At 74.5% G+C, this 15,838-nt stretch carries 13 protein-coding genes and 1 pseudogene; 6 read left to right on the top strand and 8 right to left on the bottom strand.

Annotated features, from left to right (window positions below):
• Together ACFYWL_RS22455 and ACFYWL_RS22450 are read right to left on the bottom strand one after the other, a co-directional pair.
• A pseudogene (locus ACFYWL_RS22455) lies at positions 1-916 on the bottom strand (hypothetical protein); the annotation flags it as partial.
• Positions 917-1,188: 272 nt separating this feature from the next.
• Entirely contained in the window at positions 1,189-2,670 is a 1,482-nt protein-coding gene (locus tag ACFYWL_RS22450) for an aminopeptidase P family protein (protein WP_386975657.1), read from the bottom strand.
• A gap of 112 nt (positions 2,671-2,782) precedes the next feature.
• Between ACFYWL_RS22450 and asnB the strand changes: the two genes are divergently transcribed.
• Entirely contained in the window at positions 2,783-4,744 is a 1,962-nt protein-coding gene (asnB, locus tag ACFYWL_RS22445; RefSeq protein ID WP_386975655.1) for an asparagine synthase (glutamine-hydrolyzing), read from the top strand.
• Positions 4,745-4,847: 103 nt separating this feature from the next.
• Here asnB and ACFYWL_RS22440 read toward each other — a convergent pair whose 3' ends face one another.
• The gene (locus ACFYWL_RS22440; RefSeq protein WP_386975653.1) at positions 4,848-5,972 is read right to left on the bottom strand and encodes a lytic polysaccharide monooxygenase; all 1,125 of its coding nucleotides are present in this window, start codon (positions 5,970-5,972) and stop codon (positions 4,848-4,850) included.
• Between the two features lie 360 nt (positions 5,973-6,332).
• Between ACFYWL_RS22440 and ACFYWL_RS22435 the strand changes: the two genes are divergently transcribed.
• A complete protein-coding gene (locus tag ACFYWL_RS22435) occupies positions 6,333-7,268 on the top strand; it encodes a PfkB family carbohydrate kinase (protein ID WP_386975651.1) in 936 nt (311 codons plus the stop codon).
• Positions 7,269-7,498: 230 nt separating this feature from the next.
• Here the strand turns inward: ACFYWL_RS22435 and ACFYWL_RS22430 are convergent, their stop codons facing one another.
• Positions 7,499-8,329, bottom strand: a complete 831-nt coding sequence (locus ACFYWL_RS22430; protein ID WP_386975648.1) for an MBL fold metallo-hydrolase — start codon at positions 8,327-8,329, stop codon at positions 7,499-7,501.
• Positions 8,326-8,751 carry a thioesterase family protein gene (locus ACFYWL_RS22425; RefSeq protein WP_386975646.1) on the bottom strand — a complete coding sequence of 142 codons (426 nt, stop codon included), beginning with the start codon at positions 8,749-8,751 and terminating at the stop codon, positions 8,326-8,328. Before ACFYWL_RS22425 ends, ACFYWL_RS22430 begins: the two co-directional genes overlap by 4 nt.
• A gap of 191 nt (positions 8,752-8,942) precedes the next feature.
• On the opposite strand from ACFYWL_RS22425, the gene ACFYWL_RS22420 reads away from it, so the two are divergent.
• Positions 8,943-9,989 (top strand): phosphatase PAP2 family protein, encoded by a 1,047-nt coding sequence (locus tag ACFYWL_RS22420; protein WP_386975644.1) that lies wholly within the window; start codon positions 8,943-8,945, stop codon positions 9,987-9,989.
• A gap of 30 nt (positions 9,990-10,019) precedes the next feature.
• Here ACFYWL_RS22420 and ACFYWL_RS22415 read toward each other — a convergent pair whose 3' ends face one another.
• The 3 genes from ACFYWL_RS22415 to ACFYWL_RS22405 are packed head-to-tail and all read right to left on the bottom strand — an operon-like array spanning position 10,020 to position 12,335.
• Complete coding sequence (locus ACFYWL_RS22415) at positions 10,020-11,477, bottom strand: PH domain-containing protein (RefSeq protein WP_386975643.1); 1,458 nt, start codon at positions 11,475-11,477, stop codon at positions 10,020-10,022.
• The gene (locus tag ACFYWL_RS22410; RefSeq protein WP_386975641.1) at positions 11,474-12,082 is read right to left on the bottom strand and encodes a PH domain-containing protein; all 609 of its coding nucleotides are present in this window, start codon (positions 12,080-12,082) and stop codon (positions 11,474-11,476) included. The genes ACFYWL_RS22415 and ACFYWL_RS22410 overlap by 4 nt, the downstream gene beginning before the upstream one ends.
• A gap of 22 nt (positions 12,083-12,104) precedes the next feature.
• Complete coding sequence (locus ACFYWL_RS22405; protein ID WP_386975639.1) at positions 12,105-12,335, bottom strand: hypothetical protein; 231 nt, start codon at positions 12,333-12,335, stop codon at positions 12,105-12,107.
• Between the two features lie 264 nt (positions 12,336-12,599).
• Between ACFYWL_RS22405 and ACFYWL_RS22400 the strand changes: the two genes are divergently transcribed.
• The 3 genes from ACFYWL_RS22400 to ACFYWL_RS22390 are packed head-to-tail and all read left to right on the top strand — an operon-like array spanning position 12,600 to position 15,669.
• Entirely contained in the window at positions 12,600-13,715 is a 1,116-nt protein-coding gene (locus ACFYWL_RS22400) for an AAA family ATPase (protein ID WP_386975637.1), read from the top strand.
• Complete coding sequence (locus tag ACFYWL_RS22395) at positions 13,694-14,722, top strand: DUF58 domain-containing protein (protein ID WP_386975635.1); 1,029 nt, start codon at positions 13,694-13,696, stop codon at positions 14,720-14,722. Before ACFYWL_RS22400 ends, ACFYWL_RS22395 begins: the two co-directional genes overlap by 22 nt.
• Positions 14,719-15,669 (top strand): VWA domain-containing protein, encoded by a 951-nt coding sequence (locus ACFYWL_RS22390; RefSeq protein ID WP_386975633.1) that lies wholly within the window; start codon positions 14,719-14,721, stop codon positions 15,667-15,669. The genes ACFYWL_RS22395 and ACFYWL_RS22390 overlap by 4 nt, the downstream gene beginning before the upstream one ends.
• The last annotated feature ends 169 nt before the right edge of the window (positions 15,670-15,838 follow it).

Here is a 15,838-nt window from a genome sequence, read left to right as displayed (position 1 = left end):
CTGCGGCCCCGGCGACGTTGCCGGCGATCGTCGAGTCGTTGATGGTGAGCAGGCCGGTGTTGTTGATGCCGCCGCCGGCCAGGACGGCGGTGTTGTCGGTCACGGTGCTGTGGCCCAGCGTGGTGGTGCCGGCGTTGTCGATGGCACCGCCGGTGCCGGTCAGGGCGTTGTTGTCGACCAGTTTCGCCTTCTCCAGGTCGGCCGCACCGCCGGAGGCGACCCGGATCGCGCCGCCCTGGGGTGCCTCGCCGCCGGTGAGGGTGACGTCGGTCAGGCGCAGGTGGCCGCCGGAGACGACGTCGAAGAAGCGGAACGGGGCCGCGTTGGCGGCGCGGGTGAGGGTGGAGTCCTGGCCGTTGATGGTGATGTTCTGGGTGATGGGTGGCAGTCCGCTGCCGCCGGGGCCGTTGTTGGCGGTGAGGGTGTAGGTGCAGCCCCGGGCCAGTTTCAGGGTGCCGCCGTTGTCGGCGTTGGCCCGGGTGATCGCCGCGATCAACCCGTCCGGGTTGCACGGCACCTCCTGCGCCCGGGCCTGCTCGCCGTCCCTGCGGCCCTCGCCCCTGCCCTCGGGCCCGCCGCCCCCGGCGGACCAGTCGTCCTGCCCGGACCGGTCGTCCTGCTCGCCGGGGTCCTGGCCGCCGTGCCGTCCGGCGTCCTCGTCGGCTTTCCTGTCACCGTCCTGCGCCCGGTCGGCGTCGCTGACGTTCTGCCGGGCCGTCGCGGAGTGCTGGTCGGACAGCCGCTGCCCGTCGTCGGACGGGTCGTCGCGGGCGGCCAGCCCGCCGAGCGCCGCCAGGCCGACGACGCCGGTCAGGCCGGCCACGCCGGTGGCGACCCAGAGCGCCCGCCGCCTCTTCACCGGTGCCGGCGGGACGGTGTGCATCCCGCCGTCGGGAGTCGTTTCGTCGTGGGACATCAGAGCCTTCCGCCCTTTCCTGCTACCAGAAGGGGCCGCACCTCCCGAAGGGGCGCGACCAGCTACAAATCGGTTGCAGCGTTCTGATGCCCACCGTATGAGAAGTTTCCTCGCGAGGAGTTCATATCCGAGTAAAACCCGCATTGCCCCTGAAAGGGGCATCAACGGTGTCGGGTGGAAGGGGCGTCACACGGCGACGGGCCCCGCCGCGGACGCGTCGACGGGTCGAGCCGTCACACGCCCACGACTGGGCCCGTCGGTGGCCGAAGCGGTCAGCCGGGCAGGCGGGGGCCCGCCTCGCGCTGCTCGGCCAGCCAGGTCTCCACCTCGTCGGCCCGGCGCGGCAGCCCCGCCGACAGGTTGACCGCGCCGGTCGCCGTGACCAGCACGTCGTCCTCGATCCGGATGCCGATGCCGCGCAGTTCCTCCGGGACCAGGTCGTCCTCGGGCTGGAAGTAGAGCCCCGGCTCCACGGTGAGCACGTAGCCCTCGCCGAGCGCGCCGTCGCGGTACGCCTCCTTGCGGGCGTTCGAGCAGTCGTGCACGTCGATGCCGAGCATGTGCCCGAAGCCGTGCAGCGTCCACCGACGGTAGACCGTCGACTTCTCGTCCATCGCCTCGTCCACGCTCACCGGCAGCAGGCCCAGCTCGTGCAGCCCCTCGGCGAGCACCCGCATGCAGGTGCGGTGCACGTCCTTGAACGCCACGCCCGGCCGGACCGCGTCGATGCCGGCCTGCTGCGAGGCGTACACGATGTCGTAGACCTGGCGTTGCAGCGGGGTGAACCGGCCGCCGACCGGCAGCACCCGGGTGACGTCGGCGGTGTAGAGGTTGCGGTTCTCCACGCCCATGTCCATCAGCAGCAGCTCGCCCGGCCGGGTGACGCCGTGGTTGTGCACCCAGTGCAGGATCGTGGCGTGCTCGCCGGCCCCGACGATCGAGCCGTAGCCGACGTCGTTGCCGTCGTGCCGGGCGCGCAGCGCGAAGACGCCCTCCAGCAGCCGCTCCGAGACGCCCCGGTCGGCCGGCAGCACCCGGGCCACGTCCTCGAAGCCGCGCACGGTGGCGTCGATCGCGTCCTGGAGCTGGGCGATCTCCCACTCGTCCTTGACCAGCTTCAGCTCGGAGATCGCGATGGCCAGCTCCCGGTCGCGGGCCGGCTGGCCCTCCTTCCGGGGCCCGTCATACGGGCGCACGGCCGCGTCGACGCGGGCGTCGAAGCCGCGCAGCACCCGCGTGCGCGCCGGGGCCAGGTCGGCCAGCGCCGCGTCCAGCTCGGCCAGGTCGGCCGTGGGCAGGCCCAGCTCGGTCGACTTCTCCGCGAGGGTGTGCCGCCGGCCCACCCACAGCTCGCCGTGCCGGCTGCGGAAGAACTCGTCGTTGTCCCGCGAGGAGCGGGGCCGCACGTAGAGCACCGGGTCGTGCCCCGAGCCGTTCGGGCGCAGCACGAGCACGCTGTCCGGGTCGTGGTCGCCGGTCAGGTACGCGAAGTCGCTGCCCGGCCGGAACCGGTACTCGGTGTCGTTGGCGCGGGTCTTCTCCCCGCCCGTGGGGATGACCAGCGTCTCGCCCGGGAAGGCCGCGGAGAGCGCGGCCCGCCGCTTGGCGTGGTTGGGCACCTCCACCCGGGGGCCGACCGGCAGGGTCGTGTCCCGCCATCCCTGGCGCATGAACGACAGGAACGCCTCCGGGAAATCCGGGTCGTGCGACTCGGTGCCGTCCGCCGGCTGGCCGTCCGTCCGGTCCTCGCTCATGGTCCGCTCCCTCCGCCTCGTCGCTGGTCCAGACGGTACCCCGGCGCAGGCGCGGGCGGAGACCCTGCGGTGCCCGCGACGGCCGCCCGCGTCGCGTGGAAAGATGACCACCATGTGCGGACTTCTGGCCTTCTTCAGCGCTAACGGCAACGCCGCCGCCCACCGCGACCACATCGCGGGGGCGTTGGAATGCCTGCACCACCGCGGACCGGACGAAACCGGGGTCGAGGTGGTCGGCGACGCAAGCGGCCAGTACGCCGACGGGGTCTTCGCGCACAAGCGCCTGGCGATCATCGACGTGGCGTCCAGCCACGAGCCGCTGCCGTACGCGGGTGGGCGCTACCTGCTGACCTTCAACGGCGAGATCTACAACTACATCGAGCTGCGCGACGAGCTGGTGCGCAACTTCGGCGCCCAGTTCGCCACCGCCGGCGACGGCGAGGTGATCGTCGCCGGCTACCACTACTGGGGCGAGCAGGTGCTCACCCGGCTGCGCGGCATGTTCGCCTTCGTCATCTGGGACAGGCAGGAGCGCCGGGCGTTCGGCGCGCGCGACAACTTCGGCATCAAGCCGCTGCACTACCTGGAGACCGCCGACGGGCTCTACCTAGCCTCCGAGAAGAAGGCGCTGCTGCCGTTCGCCCAGTCGGCGTACGCCGGGGACGCCGGCATCGACACGGCCAACCTCAGCCACTACCTGACCCTCCAGTACGTGCCGGAGCCCGGCACGCTGCACCAGGGGATCAGCCGGATCGGGTCGGGGGAGTACCTCACCTGGACCCCGGGCGGCCGGATCGACGTGCGCCGGTGGTACCGCCCGGTGTTCCGGCCCACCCCGGTCGCCGACGAGCAGCGGCTCTACCACCAGATCCGGGAGACGCTGCGGGAGAGCGTCCGGATGCACATGCGCTCGGACGTGCCGGTCGGCTCGTTCCTGTCCAGCGGCATCGACTCCACCGCCGTGGTGGCGCTGGCCCGCGAGTTCAACCCGCACATCCTCACCTTCACCGTCGGCTACGACGTTCCCGGGTACTCGGAGATCGACGTCGCCCAGGACTCGGCCCGGCACCTCGACGTGACCACGATCCCGACCAAGATCGGGCCGCAGGACATGATCGACGCGCTGCCGAAGATCGTCTGGCACCTCGACGACCCGGTGGCCGACCCGGCGCTCGTGCCGCTGTACTTCGTGGCGAAGAAGGCCGCCGAGCACGTCACCGTGGTCCTCTCCGGCGAGGGCGCCGACGAGTTCTTCGGCGGCTACACCATCTACCGGGAGCCGCTGTCCCTCGGCACGGTCAACGGCCTGCCCGGCGGGGTGCAGAAGGGGCTGCGCGCGGTCTCCAAGGCCATCCCGCAGGGGGTCAAGGGCAAGAGCTTCCTGGAGCGCGGCACCACCCCGATCGAGCAGCGCTACTACGGCAACGCCCGGATGTTCACCGAGGAGGAGAAGCAGCACCTGCTGCGCCGCTACGACCCCTCGGTGCGCTACACCGACGTCACCGCCCCGATCTACGCCGAGTGCACCGAGCTCGACGACGTCACCAAGATGCAGTACGTCGACCTCTACACCTGGCTGCGCGGCGACATCCTGGTCAAGGCCGACCGGATCTCGATGGCGCACTCGCTGGAGGTGCGGGTGCCGTTCCTCGACAAGGAGGTGTTCGACGTGGCGGCCACCATCCCGGTGGACCTGAAGCTCCCGCCGCGCTCCGACGCCACCAAGTACGCCATGCGCCAGGCGCTCCAGGGCGTCGTGCCGCCGGCCATCGTCAACCGTAAGAAGCTGGGCTTCCCCACCCCGACGCGGGTCTGGCTGCGCGGCGAGATGTACGAGTGGGCCCGCTGGGTGCTGTCCAACTCCGGCGCGGGCGAGCTGATCGACCTGTCGTACGCGATGCGGCTGCTGGAGGAGCACAAGCGGGAGGAGGCCGACCACTCCCGCAAGGTGTGGACGGTGCTGATCTTCTGCATCTGGCACGCGATCTTCGTGGCCAAGACGCTCGATCCGGGCATCCAGCGCAACCAGTCGGCGCTGCTGACGAAGCCGGTCGTCGGCTCCATGGTCCGGTGAGGGCGCCCGCCGCACGCCACTGAGCGCACGAGGAAGGGCCCCCGCCGACGGCGGGGGCCCTTCTGCTTGGCGTCGCCGGCTCAGCCGGCGGTCGGGCGCGGGATCACACCCGGGTGCAGCTCACCGTCGGCAGCGAGCTCTGGCCGCTGCTGCTGGCGACGAAGCCGAAGGTGGTCGTCCCCTCCGGGGCGACCGTCCCGTTGTAGGGGCTGTTGGTGACCGTCACCGTCGACCCGGACGTGGTGTACGTGCCGTTCCACAGGCTGTTGATGGTCTGGCCGGTCGGCCAGGTCAGGGTCGCCTTCCAGCCGGCGAAGGGCGTCGAGCCGTGGTTCATGATGGTCACCTCGCCCTGGAACCCGCCGGACCAGGAGCTGACCACCTTGTAGGTCGCCATGCAGTCGCCGCCGGCCGGCGGCGGCGTCGTCGGGGCGGGGGTGGTGGGGGCCGGCGTCGTCGGGGCCGGCGTGGTGGGCGCGGGGGTGGTGGGCGCCGGGGTGGTCGGGTTCGGGGTGCCGCCCTGGCCGATGCCGGTCACCTGGCCGTTGCCGCCGTCGAAGACGACGTCCGAGCAGCCGAAGAAGTTCTCCTGGCTGTCCGAGCGGACCCAGCGCGAGTAGATGATGTGCTGGCCGCTCTTGCCCGAGGGCAGGTTGCCGCTGAAGTAGTAGTGCCCGTCGTTGGTGCCCGGCCCACCGCTCTGCGGCGGGTTGGTCACCGTGAGGAAGGGCTGCTCCTCCAGGTCGCTCCAGGCCAGGGCCCGGGTCGGGCTCCAGCTGTTCTTCGTCACGTAGAAGTAGAAGGTGCCCGGGTGGTGGGCCCAGTTGCTGTACGTGAAGTTGAACCGGGCGCCGGCCGTCAGGTGGGTCAGCGGCCAGTCGGTGCGGGCCGCGTCGTAGCCGCTGAAGCTGGTGTTGCCGCCGCTGCACAGCTTGCCGTCGGGGATGAAGCCGACGGTGCGCCCGCCGGCGTCCGAGCGCAGCACGCTGAACCAGTTGTAAAGCGAGTTGGCCCCGTTCTGAGCGACCGCGGCCGAGCAGGCCGGGTTGTTCGGCTTGATCTCGCCGGTGGGGGCGAGGCCGTCCTTCCAGCAGAGGTAGGTCCGGGCGCCGGGGGTCATCGATGCGCCGTGTGCGGCTGCCGGGTCGGGGCTGGCCATCACAGTGGCGGCACCCGCGGCGAGGGTGGCGGCCGCGATGAGCAGCGCGGCCGTGCGGGAACGGGTCACGGGGTTCTCCTGACTCGCGGAACGACCGCACCGGCCGTTCCGCTGCGACGAGCGGATGTCACGATCGCGGTGCCGCGCCCATGCCCGTGGGCCGACGGCGCGCGTCACCGACGGTCCGCCTCGGCGGACCGGTGTGCCCCTCGCGCTGGCTCTCTCCCGGCGCCGGCGGACGCGACAGCCCCTCGCATCGACCGGCAGCGTCATCACACCACGCCGAAGCCGACCGCCGCAATAGTTGACTGTCGATGATATCCGGGCGTCTTCCAGGCCGTGGCCCCGTCAGGTGGGGGTTCGGTGCCGGCGTCGCCGCCGCGTAGGAAAGGATCGGGGTACGGCAGCGGAGGCGACGGAAGGACCACGATGGGATACGCGGCGGTGCTCGGCGAGGCACTGATCGACCTGCTCGACGCGGAGTGCGACGGCCAGCCCGTCTTCCGGCAGGCGATCGGCGGCGGCCCGCTCAACGTCGCCGTCGGGGTGGCCCGGCTCGGCGGGGCGGTGCAGTTCGTCGGCTCGCTCGGCGACGACGCGCTCGCCGACCGGATCCGCGCCTTCCTGACCGGCGCGGGCGTCGGGCTGGCCGGGGCGGTCACCGTGCCCGCGGCGACCGCCCTGGCGGTGGCCACCCACACCGGCGCGGAGCCGGACTTCCGCTTCTACGGCGAACCGCCGTCGTACGGGCTGCTCACCGCCGACGACCTGGACGTCGACCTGGTCGCCGGCGCCGACGTGCTCTACTGCGGATCGATCGTGCTGCTGTCCCCGGGCGTCCTGGCCGCCGCGCGCCGGGCCTGGTCCCTCGCGGGCGGGCTGCGGGTGTTCGACCCGAACGTCCGGCCCCGGCTGCTCGACGGCCCCGCCGCGCTGGCCGCCCTGCGCCGGACGGTCGCGGAGTTCGCCGCCTCCGCCCACCTGGTCAAGCTCAGCACCGCCGACGCGGAGCTGCTCTACCCCGGCGAGCCGGTCGAGGGCGTCGCAACGCACCTGCGTGAGCTGGGGGCGGCCACCGTCGTCGTCACCCTCGGCGCGGACGGCGCGGTGGTCGCCGCCGCCAACGCCGATCCGGTACGCGTGCCCGCGCCGAAGGTGAACGCGGTGGACGCCACGGGCGCGGGCGACTCGGTGATGGGGGCGCTCGTCGCCGAGTTGCTGGTCGACGGGGAACCCACCGATCCCGCCGACTGGCACCGCCGGGTCGCGTTCGCGCTGCGGGTGGCCGGCCTGGTCTGCGAGTCGCCGGGCGGCGCGGTCGCCATGCCCACCCGCGCCGAGGTCCTGACCCGCTTCCCCACCTGACCCCCCTGACCCCCCGCCCGCTCCCACCCCCCGCCCGCTCCCACCCCCCCGCCCTGCCCCCTCGCCCCCGCGCCCGCCCCGCCACCGCCCCGGTGATCAAGAGAAAAGCGTCAGAGTTGATCTCAAAAGTGACGCAAAGCTCTTGATCACCGGGCGAGGCAAGGCGAGGCGGGGCGGGGCGGGGCGAGGCGGGGCCGGGCTGGGCGGGGCGGGGTGGGTGCCGGGGTGGGTTAGGGGGGGCCGTCTAGTTCGGCGTAGCCGCGGCGGGCGGCGGTGAGGGCGGCGCGGGCGCCGAAGGGCGCCTCGGCGGCCACCCGCTCCGGTGGGGCCCCGCCGGTGTGGCCGGCCCGGATCAGCCAGGACAGCTCGGCCAACTGCCCGTGCTGGGCCCGGACGAACTCCGGGTCGACCAGCTCGCCGTGCCCCGGCACGACCACCGTGCCCGGCGTCGTGAGCCGGAGCACCTCGGCCAGCGTGTCCGGCCACTGCAACGGGTACGACTCCTCGAACGCGGGCGGGCCGCTCTGCTCCACCAGGTCCCCGGCGACCAGCACGTCCGCGTCCGGCACGTGCACCACCAGGTCGGCGTCGGTGTGCCCGTGGCCCGGGTGGCGCAGCACCACCCGCCGGCCGCCCACGTCCAGCACCGTCTCCGCACGCACGACGTGCGTCGGGGCCAGCAGCCGGGCGCCGGCCAGCTCGGCGGCCAGCTCCGGCCGGTCGGCGCGCATCTCCTCGTACGCGGCCCGGCGCACCTCGTCGGGGCGGTCCCGAAGCGCCACGGCGGCGACCTCGTGCGCGTAGACCGGACGGGCCGGGTCACCGGCGACGACGGCGTTGCCGAAGCAGTGGTCGAAGTGGTGGTGGGTGTTCACGATCGTCCACGGGTGCGGGGTGACCGCGCGGGCGGCGGCGACCAGCTCGGCGGCCTGGCCGGCGGTGGAGAGGGTGTCCACCACCAGCGCCGCGCCGTCGCCGACGACCAGCGTGACGTTGACGTCGAGCAGCGGCTCGCGCAGCACGTACACCCGGTCGGCGACCTCGACGAACCGCGGCGTCACGGCGTGCCCGCCCCGGCCGGCGCGCCGGTGGCCCGGGCGACGAAGCGCTGCCGGTCGACAAGCACCCGCTCCACCCGCCCCCGCGCCACGCTCCGGCCGTCGTCGTCGGTGACCGTCACCTCGAAGCCGAGCCGCCGCCCGTCGACGTCGGTGAGCCGGGCCTGCGCGACCACCGTCCGCCCGACCGGCGTGGGGGCGAGGTGGTCCAGCTCGACCCGGGTGCCGACCGTCGTGCCGTCGGGCGGCAGCGCCCCGGCCGTCGCCGCCACCGTGGCGGCCTCGGCCAGCGCGACGACCCGGGGGGTGCCCAGCACCGCGACGTCGCCGGAGCCGGCGGCCCGCGCGGTGTCGGCGTCGGTCACGGTCAGCTCGACCCGGGCGGACCGGCCCGGCGCGAGGGAATGCTCCGACTGCTCCTGCATGGGCACAGCCTAGGTGGTCGGCGTCCGCCGTTCCGGCGTCGCCGCGCATCGGGCGGGGCCGCCGCCGCGACGCGAGCAGGGCCGTCGCCGCGCATCGGCCGGGGCGCCGTCGACCGGCAGGGGGCGCCGTGCTCCGACGGGCCGGGGTGCCGCCGTCGGCGGGAAGGCCGCCGCCGTTAACCTGGACGGCGATGGCCGTCGTGACTGACCCCCCGCCCCCCGCCCCCACCGGACCACCGGCCCCGCCCGACGGCGGCCGTCGCCGCGTGGTCGCCATGGCGGCCTGGGCCGTCGCCTTCGTCGCCGGCTGGCTGCTCATCGGCCTGCCCACCGACCCGGCGTACGCGTTCCTGTGGATCTGGGCGGCCACCATCGCCTGGAACTCCCGTCGCCCGTGGCGCAGCCACCTGCGCTTCGCCCGCGACTGGGTGCCCGTGGTGCTGCTGCTCGCCGTCTACAACCTGTCCCGGGGGTTCGCCGACAACGGGGCCACCCCGCACGCGATGGAGCTGATCGTCGCCGACCGGTTCATGTTCGGCTGGGCCACCGGCGGCCAGGTGCCGACCGTCTGGTTGCAGGAGCACCTCTACCGCCCCGAGGTGCGCTGGTGGGACGTGGCGGCGAGCTGGGTGTACTTCTCGCACTTCGTGGTGGCGCTCGCCGCCGCCGCCGTGCTCTGGCTGCGCGACCGGGGTCGCTGGGCGGCGTTCATGCGCCGCTGGGGGTTCCTGTGCGCGTCCGGGCTGGTCACCTACTTCCTCTACCCGGCGGCCCCGCCCTGGTGGGCGGCGCAGAATGGCCTGCTCAGCGAGGTGGCCCGGATTTCCACCCGGGGTTGGAAGGCGTTCGGCATGCACGGCGCCGGCAACCTGCTCAACGCCGGGCAGATCGCGTCCAACCCGGTGGCCGCGATGCCGTCGCTGCACACCGCGTTCGCCCTGTTCGTGGTGGTGTTCTTCCTCCGTTCGGCCCGCCGCCGGTGGTGGCCGCTGCTGCTGGCGTACCCGCTGGCGATGACGTTCACCCTGGTCTACTCCGGCGAGCACTACGTCATCGACGTGCTGGTCGGCTGGGCGTACGTGGGGCTGACCTTCCTGGCCGTCGGCCTGGGCGAGCGCTGGTGGGCGGCGCGCCGGGCCCGGCGTACCCCCGGATTGGGGCCGGCCGGCGGCGGGCCGCGCGGCGCGGAGCCCGCCGAACCCGTCGCCGACCCGCCGGCGGTGCCGGCGACCCGCTGAGCCGCCGCCGGCCCGGCCGCGCGCTCCGGCTCAGCCCGCCCGCTGGGCGGCGTGCGCCCGGGCGGTCAGCTCAGCCGCCAGCCACCACGCCTCGTCGAGGTCGCGATCGAGGGCGGCGACGCCCGCGCCGCCCGCCGTGTCGGCGTGCACGGTGGCCAGCCGCAGCCGCCGCTGCGCCGGGCCCTGGGTCACCCGCACGCTCTGGATCCGGGCGTACGGCACGACGGTGAGCTGCCGGGTGAGCAGGCCGGACCGGGCGGCGAAGGCCCGCTCGTCGAGCCCGGCGCCGACCGCCCGCCAGCCCAGCGGGCGCAGCCACCGGGCCCGGGCCGGCGGGAGCCCGGTCGCCAGCCCGCCCAGCCGCACCCCCGGCAGCACCTCCGCGACGATCCGCTCGCCCGTGCCCTGGTCGCCCACCGGCAGCAGCCGGTCCGGCCGGTTCCGGTCGTCGGCCTCGCCGCCGGAGTAGCCGGCGACCTCCAGGCGCAGCCGCAGCCAGCCCTTGGCCCGCCAGAGCAGCGGCCAGGTCACCCCGACCGTCTGCACCCGGTTCAGCGGCACCGTCTGCGCCCGGGTCTCCAGCAGGCCGTTGCGGACCCGCAGCATGCCCTCGTCACGGGCCAGCCGGAAGTTCCAGTCGTCGAGGACCCGGCGGATCGGTTGCAGCAGCACGCCGGCCATCGCGGTGATCGTGCTCGCCACCGCGATGAACGACCACGAGCCCTCGGAGAGGAACTGCGCCACGACGAAGGCCACGCCGAAGGGGAGCAGGAACGCCTGCGGGGTGAGTAGCTGGCTGACCAGCAGGTCCCGGTTGGCCACGGCGTGCAGGGCGCGCCCGGGCGGCACGGGGGAGACCGCCGGCTCGGCCGAGGCGGACGGCTGCGCCGCGGCTGCCCCCGGGTGCGGCCCCGGGCCGGCGAGCGCGAGCAGCCGCCGCCGCAGGGCGCCGGCCTCGGCCACCCCGAGGTATGCCAGCGGTGCCTCGGTCTTGCCGCCGCCGACCACCTCCAGCCGCAGCTCGGCCAGGCCGGTGAGCTGGGCGAGCAGCGGCCGGACCACCTCGACGGCCTGGAGGCGCTCCAGCGGGATGGCCCGGGTGCGCCGCCACAGCAGCCCCTCGTAGACGCGCAGTTCCCGGCCGACCACGTGGTAGCCCGTGTTGTACCAGCTCACCACCGCGAGCACCGTCGCGCCGAGGGCGAGCACCGTGGCCATCGCCGCGAACCAGCCGAAGCCGACCCGCGACAGCGTCGACCAGGACAGGCCCGCGACGACCACGACCAGCGACTTGGCCCCGTGCAGGGCCGGGCTCAGCGGGTGCAGCCGCCGCCGGGGCTCCGCGCCGCCGTCCGGGTGGTCGTGGGGTGCCGGCGGCGCGTGGGGCGTCGGCTGGTCGTCGTGCGACGCCGCGGCGGCCGGGTGGTCGTGCGGCGTCGGCGGCGCGTCGGTCGCCGGGCGGGGCAGCTCGGGGCCGGGGTGGGTCACAGGCCCTCCGCGCGGTCCTCGCCGAGGGCGGTGAGCCGGTCGCGCAGCCGCGCCGCCTCCGCCGGGCGCAGGCCCGGCACCCGGGCGTCGCTGGCCGCCGCGGCCGTGTGCAACTGCACCGTCGCCAGGTCGAACGCCCGCTCCAGGGGGCCCGCGCTGACGTCGACGAACTGCATCCGCGAGTACGGCACGATGGACAGCCGGCGGACCAGCAGCCCGTGCCGGACGAGCAGGTCGTTCTCCCGCTCGGCGTACCCCCAGGCGTGCACCGCCCGGACGATCGTGACGACCCGCCACGCCCCGGCCAGCACGACCGCGCCGATCCCCGCCCCGAACAGCCAGTGCCCGCTCACCGCCCAGCCGATCGCCAGCCCGAGCAGCACCACCCCGAGCAGCGCCGCCAGGCGCAGCAGCTCGACCCAGATCAGGTCGGCGGAGACCGCCTGCCAGCGCACGGTCGCCGGCCACGGCTCCAGGGGCCCGGGCGGGTGAGCAGCCACCGCCGCGGGCGGGAACGGCGCAGGCGCGGGCGGGTGCGGCGGTGGGCCGGGCGGGTGCTGCCCGGGCGGGTGCGGCGGTGGGCCGCCGGGGGGATCGCCGGTCACCGGGGACGTCCGCTGCGCGCGTTCACCCGTCGAGCGTAGGCGATCCGGCCAGCGGCGCGACCTCCCGCAGGAAGCCCCGTGCGTCGAGGAAGTCGCCGAGCGAGGCGCGGTGGCCGGCGCAGGCGAGCCAGGTCTTGCGCCGGTCGGCGGTGTGCAGGCGGGGATTGTTCCAGCGCAACGCCCACTCCGCCGGGGCGCGGCAACCCCGCGCCGAACAGATGGGCGCGTCGCCGGTGGAAGGGGGGATGCTCATCCGGGCCAGTCTAGGAGCGCGGGGCGAAGAACCAACGCCGGGCGGGGGATGAGCGCCGGGCGACCACGGGGGGAGCCGCCCGGCGACGGGGTGAATGGTACACACGCCGGACCCCCTGCTGTAAACCCGTGACCGGCGATTCGGAACCGCCGAGAGGGCGTGGCGAAAAACGGGTTCTCCCCGCCGCGGCACTCAGCCGGGCATGCGAGTCTTGATACGCACCACGCACCACGCCGCGACGATCGATCATGCTGTGGAGGACCGGTGGCCCAGCCGACCACGCCCGACGCCCCGACGCCGAACGGCAGCGCGCCGCAGCCGCCCCCGCCCACCGCCGCCCCGCCGAGCACACCCGCGCAGGACGCGACGCTGCTGGAGAAGGCGCTGTTCGAGATCAAGCGGGTGATCGTCGGGCAGGACCGGATGGTCGAGCGGATGTTCGTGGCGCTGCTCGCCCGGGGCCACTGCCTGCTGGAGGGGGTCCCCGGGGTGGCGAAGACCCTGGCCGTGGAGACCCTCGCCCGGGTGGTCGGCGGGTCCTTCGCCCGGGTGCAGTTCACCCCGGACCTGGTCCCCGCCGACATCATGGGCACCCGGATCTACCGCCAGTCCAGCGAGAAGTTCGACGTCGAGCTGGGGCCGGTCTTCGTCAACTTCCTGCTCGCCGACGAGATCAACCGCGCCCCGGCGAAGGTGCAGTCCGCCCTGCTGGAGGTCATGAGCGAACGGCAGGTGTCCATCGGCGGGCAGACCCACCGGGTGCCCGACCCGTTCCTCGTGATGGCCACGCAGAACCCGATCGAGCAGGAGGGCGTCTACCCGCTGCCCGAGGCGCAGCGGGACCGCTTCCTCATGAAGATCGTCGTCGGTTACCCGACCGACGCCGAGGAGCGGGAGATCGTCTACCGGATGGGCGTGACGCCACCGGAGCCGGCGCGGGTCTTCGACACCGCCGACCTGATCGCCCTGCAACGCAAGGCCGACCAGGTCTTCGTGCACAACGCGCTTGTCGACTACGCGGTGCGGCTGGTGCTGGCCACGCGTACCCCCGCGGAGCACGGCATGCCCGACGTCGCGCAACTGATCCAGTACGGCGCCAGCCCCCGCGCCTCGCTCGGCCTGGTCCGGGCGACCCGGGCGCTGGCGCTGCTGCGCGGCCGGGACTACGCCCTGCCGCAGGACGTGCAGGACATCGCGCCGGACATCCTGCGCCACCGGCTGGTGCTCAGCTACGACGCGCTCGCCGACGACGTGCCGGCCGACCACGTCGTGCACCGGGTGATGTCGACCATCCCGCTGCCGTCGGTGGCCCCGCGCCAGCAGGCCACCCCCGGCGGCGCGCCGCCGGCCGCCGCCGGGTGGCCCGGGCAGCGGCCGTGACCCCGTCCGACCCCCACCCCTCATCGGGTACGCGGACCCCGGTCTCGCCCGCCGCCGCGCCCCGCAGCGAGGCGGTGCTGTCCCGGCTCCAGCTGCTGGTCACCCGCAAGCTCGACGGCCTGCTCCAGGGCGACTACGCCGGCCTGCTGCCCGGCCCCGGCAGCGAGGCGGGGGAGTCGCGCGAATACCGCCCCGGCGACGACGTACGCCGGATGGACTGGCCGGTGACCGCCCGCACGACGATGCCGCACGTGCGGCGCACGGTGGCCGACCGGGAGCTGGAGACGTGGCTCGCGGTGGACCTCTCGGCGAGCCTCGACTTCGGCACCGGCCGGTGGCTCAAGCGGGACGTCGTGGTGGCCGCCGCCGCCGCGCTGGCCCACCTGACGGTGCGCGGCGGCAACCGGATCGGGGCGGTGGTCGGCAGCGGCCCGGACCCGCAGGCCCCGCCCGGCCGCCGACGCGGCGCGACGCCCCCGCCCGGGCCGGGGCGGCTCGTGCGGCTGCCCGCCCGGGGCGGGCGTCGGGAGACGCAGGGCCTGCTGCGGGCGATCGCCGGCACCGAGATTCGGCCCGGGCGCAGCGACCTGGGCGCGCTGGTCGACGCGCTGAACCGGCCGCCCCGCCGCCGCGGCGTCGCGGTGGTGATCTCCGACTTCCTCGCGCCGCCGCAGCAGTGGGCGCGGCCCCTGCGCAAGCTGCGGGTCCGGCACGACGTGCTGGCGATCGAGGTGGTCGACCCGCGCGAGCTGGAGCTGCCCGACGTGGGGGTGCTGCCGGTGGTCGACCCGGAGACCGGCGAGCTGCACGAGGTGCAGACCGCCGACCCCCGGCTGCGCCGCCGGTACGCCGAGGCCGCCGCCGCCCAGCGGGCGGAGATCTCCGCGCAGCTGCGCGGGGCCGGCGCGGCCCACCTGCGACTTCGTACCGACACCGACTGGCTGCTCGACATGGTGCGCTTCGTCGCCGCGCAGCGGCACGCCCGCACCCGGGGGACGACACGATGATCCGTTTTCTGCAACCGTGGTGGCTGCTGGCAGTGCTGCCGGCGCTCGCCCTCGCCGCCCTGTACGTGTGGCGGCAGCGCCGCCGCCGGGCGTACGCGATGCGGTTCACCAACGTGGACCTGCTGCGCACCCTCGCGCCCAGGGGGCTGGGCTGGCGGCGGCACGTGCCGGCGGTGGCGTTCCTGCTCTGCCTGCTGGTGCTGTCCACGGCGCTGGCCCGGCCGGCGATCGACACGAGGGAGCCGCTGGAGCGGGCCACCGTCATGCTGGCGATCGACGTGTCGCTGTCCATGCAGGCCGACGACGTCGCGCCGAACCGGCTGGAGGCCGCCCAGGAGGCGGCCAAGCAGTTCGTCGGCGAGCTGCCGCAGACCTACAACCTCGGTCTCGTCTCGTTTGCGAAGGCGGCGAACGTGCTGGTGCCACCGACGAAGGACCGGGACGCGGTGACCGCCGCGATCGACGGGCTGGTCCTGGCCGAGGCGACCGCGACCGGCGAGGCGGTCTTCACCTGCCTGGAGGCGATCCGGTCGGTGCCGGCCGACGGCGCGGCGGGGATTCCGCCGGCCCGGATCGTGCTGCTCTCCGACGGGTTCCGCACCTCCGGGCGGTCGGTGGAGGAGGCGGCTGCCGCCGCGCAGGCGGCCAACGTGCCGGTCTCCACCATCGCCTTCGGCACCGACGACGGGCAGGTCGACATCGGCGGCCAGTTGCAGCGGGTGCCGGTGGACCGGATGGCGCTGGCCGAGCTGGCCGAGACGACCGACGGCTACTTCTACGAGGCCGCCTCGGTCAGCGAGCTGAAGCAGGTCTACCAGGACATGGGCAGCTCGATCGGGTTCCGCACCGAGCCGCGCGAGATCACCCAGTGGTACGCGGGGATCGCCCTGCTGCTGGCCCTGTGCGCGGGCGCCACCAGCCTGCTCTGGACGTCCCGGCTGGTCTGATCAGTGGCCGGCGCTCGCCAGCACGAAGACGACGGCCACCCAGACGGCGGCGAGGGTGAAGCCCAGCGGGGCGACGTAACGGCTCATGGGAAGGCTCCGGTGGCGACTGGACGGTCCACGCTGGCGTGGTGACCGCGAGGGAAGACGGGGCGCGCACACGAAGTCGTGA

It is taken from the genome of Micromonospora sp. NPDC002575 (genome assembly GCF_042889525.1).
GTDB classification, from domain to species: Bacteria; Actinomycetota; Actinomycetes; order Mycobacteriales; family Micromonosporaceae; genus Micromonospora; species Micromonospora carbonacea.
Note: the sequence above shows the minus strand (reverse complement) of the source record. Positions and strands in the feature narration are given on the sequence as shown.

Coding starts and splice junctions, on each gene's coding strand:
- ACFYWL_RS22420 (WP_386975644.1), top strand. CDS start 8,943: ATGGCCGTCGTGACTGACCCCCCGCCCCCCGCCCCCACCGGACCACCG.
- ACFYWL_RS22390 (WP_386975633.1), top strand. CDS start 14,719: ATGATCCGTTTTCTGCAACCGTGGTGGCTGCTGGCAGTGCTGCCGGCG.
- ACFYWL_RS22435 (WP_386975651.1), top strand. CDS start 6,333: ATGGGATACGCGGCGGTGCTCGGCGAGGCACTGATCGACCTGCTCGAC.
- ACFYWL_RS22405 (WP_386975639.1), bottom strand. CDS start 12,335: ATGAGCATCCCCCCTTCCACCGGCGACGCGCCCATCTGTTCGGCGCGG.
- asnB (WP_386975655.1), top strand. CDS start 2,783: ATGTGCGGACTTCTGGCCTTCTTCAGCGCTAACGGCAACGCCGCCGCC.
- ACFYWL_RS22450 (WP_386975657.1), bottom strand. CDS start 2,670: ATGAGCGAGGACCGGACGGACGGCCAGCCGGCGGACGGCACCGAGTCG.
- ACFYWL_RS22425 (WP_386975646.1), bottom strand. CDS start 8,751: ATGCAGGAGCAGTCGGAGCATTCCCTCGCGCCGGGCCGGTCCGCCCGG.